We start from the raw sequence: 2,483 nt of genomic DNA on the forward strand, positions 1-2,483 counted from the left end.
CCGCACACGCAGTCCGAATGTACGGGAGCAATCGTCGCCCCGAAACCATCACTCAAACGCTTGGCAAACCGGGGGCGTCCATGTACGCAATGACGAAGGGACCACGGCAGGGGCATGCCGCCCGCATTCGTGATTAGCGCGGCCCCAGCGATTAGACTGTGCGCATTCCGGTGCCCGGCGGCATGCCGGGTCGGCATAACCGAACCCAACTCAAGGAGTCGTGACCGAATGGCAGGCCACAGCAAGTGGGCGAATATCCAGCATCGCAAGAACGCCCAGGACGCCAAGCGCGGCAAACTCTTCACCAAGCTGATCCGCGAGATCACCGTGGCCGCCCGCCAGGGCGGCTCGGACCCGGAGACCAACCCGCGCCTGCGCCTGGCGATCGACAAGGCGCTGGGTGCCAACATGACCCGCGACACCATCGAGCGGGCCGCCAAGCGTGGCGCCGGCGAGACCGATGGCGACAACGTCGAGGAGATCCGCTACGAGGGCTATGGGCCTGGCGGTGCGGCCATCCTGGTCGACTGCATGACTGACAACCGCAACCGCACGGTCGCCGAGGTCCGGCACGCCTTCTCCAAGATGGGCGGCAACCTCGGCACCGACGGCTCGGTCGCCTACCTGTTCCAGAACAAGGGCGTGATCCGTTTCGCCCCGGGCCTGGATGACGAAGTGGTGATGGAGGCCGCGCTGGAGGGTGGGGCCGAGGACGTCCAGGTCGAGGACGACGGCGCCATCGAGGTGATCACCGAGCCGGAGACCTATCAGGACGTGCGCGCCGCGCTGACCGAGCGCGGTCTGGAGCCGGAAAACGCCGAGGTGACCTGGCGGCCGGAGACCCTTGCGCCGCTGGATGCGGAGACCGCCGAGTCGGTCCTGAAGTTGCTGGACATGCTGGATGATCTGGACGACGTGCAGAACGTCTATACCAACGCCGACTTCCCCGAAGAAGTCAGCGGTGACTGATCCGGCCGCGGCGTGAGCGGCGTGCGCATCCTCGGGATCGACCCCGGCTCCCGCGTGACCGGCTTTGCGGTCATCGAGTTTGATCGCAGTCGTGGCCGTTCCTGCGGCCACGGTGTGATCCGGCCGAAGGCGAAGGCCTTCCCCGAGCGCCTGGGCGAGATCTTCGCCGGCGTAGTCGAGGTGATCGACGAGCTGAAGCCCGACGTACTGGCCATCGAGTCGGTGTTCGTCGCCCGCAATGCCCAGTCCGCGATCAAGCTGGGGCACGCCCGTGGCGCGGCCATCTGCGCCGCCACCCAGGCCGGTCTGCCGGTACACGAATACGCCCCGCGCGCGATCAAGCTGGCCGTGGTCGGTGTCGGTGGCGCGGACAAGGAGCAGGTCCAGCACATGATGCAGCAACTGTTACGCCTGGCCGAACCGGCCAGCAGCGACGCCGCCGATGCCCTGGCCGTCGCGCTCTGCCACGCCCACACCCGGCAGAACGAGGCGCGCCTGCAGGGCTCGGCCGCCGCGATGATCGGGGGGCGCCCATGATCGCTCGGCTGGAGGGGCGGCTGATCAGTCGCGAGGTGAACGGCGTGGTGATCGACGCCGGCGGGGTTGGTTACGAGGTGGATGTCCCGCTGTCCACGCTGGCGGCCCTGCCGGAACCCGGCGAGACGGTCGTGCTGGCGACCCACCTGGTGGTGCGCGAGGATGCCCACCAGCTCTTCGGATTCCTGAACAAGCGCGACCGCGACCTCTTCCGCCGTCTGATCCGCGTCAACGGTATCGGTGCCAAACTGGCGCTGGCCATGCTCTCGACCTACGCCGGCGACGAGCTGGCGGGCCTGATCAGTGGTGGCGACGTGACGGGCCTGGCCAAGGTGCCGGGCATTGGCAAGCGCACCGCCGAACGGGTGGTGCTCGAGCTGGGCGAGCGCCTGGCCGAGATGGGCTTTGCCGCCGCGCCCGCCGGGGCGGCGGCGGGCAGCGAGCCCACGCCGGCGGCCGCGATGGAGGGCGAGGCCCTGGCCGCGCTGGAGTCTCTCGGCTATCCGCGGGCCAGCGCCGAGAAGATGGTCGCGGCGGTCCGTGACCAGGCCGACTCGGTGGAGACGCTGGTGCGTCTCGCGCTGCGCTCTACCGTCAAGCGCTAGCGCACACCCGCAGCGATCCTGGCTTGGCCAGCGTCGTCGCCCGCGGTTATGTGCTTTCGGTCCGCCGCTTGCGCTGTATTGGTGGCTGGCCCTGGTTCGTCGTTTGGTGTTTACGGTGCCTCCGGTCCGGCCCCTGCCTCGTGGTGGCTGGTTCTGGTTCGACATCCGGTGTTTACGTGCTTTCGGTCCGCATACTGCCTGGCGCTGACTCGCCAGCGCGCCCCGAGGCACTTTCTTGCTTGCCCAAGAAAGTGCCCAAAGAAGGGCACCCGGATTCCGCCCGGGAACCTTGCTCCAGGGCCCTCGGGCCGGCGGCGCTGAACTCGCTACGCCTTCGGCTTCGCTCAGACATCCAGCGCCTTCTCCCGGCCC

Annotated in this window: 3 protein-coding genes; all 3 read left to right on the plus strand. The window is 68.5% G+C overall.

Annotated features, from left to right (window positions below; genetic code table 11):
* The first annotated feature begins 228 nt into the window (after positions 1–228).
* From H609_RS0110890 to ruvA, 3 genes are read left to right on the plus strand one after another with little or no spacing between them, the layout of a single operon-like run.
* Positions 229–969, plus strand: a complete 741-nt coding sequence (locus tag H609_RS0110890) for a YebC/PmpR family DNA-binding transcriptional regulator (protein ID WP_018867438.1) — start codon at positions 229–231, stop codon at positions 967–969.
* A gap of 21 nt (positions 970–990) precedes the next feature.
* On the plus strand, positions 991–1,506 hold the full coding sequence (gene ruvC / locus H609_RS0110895; RefSeq protein WP_026279293.1) for a crossover junction endodeoxyribonuclease RuvC: 516 nt from the start codon (positions 991–993) through the stop codon (positions 1,504–1,506).
* The gene (gene ruvA / locus H609_RS0110900; RefSeq protein WP_018867436.1) at positions 1,503–2,111 is read left to right on the plus strand and encodes a Holliday junction branch migration protein RuvA; all 609 of its coding nucleotides are present in this window, start codon (positions 1,503–1,505) and stop codon (positions 2,109–2,111) included. The genes ruvC and ruvA overlap by 4 nt, the downstream gene beginning before the upstream one ends.
* The last annotated feature ends 372 nt before the right edge of the window (positions 2,112–2,483 follow it).

Origin of the sequence: Thioalkalivibrio sp. ALE17, assembly GCF_000425605.1 — a bacterium.
Taxonomy (GTDB): domain Bacteria; phylum Pseudomonadota; class Gammaproteobacteria; order Ectothiorhodospirales; family Ectothiorhodospiraceae; genus Thioalkalivibrio.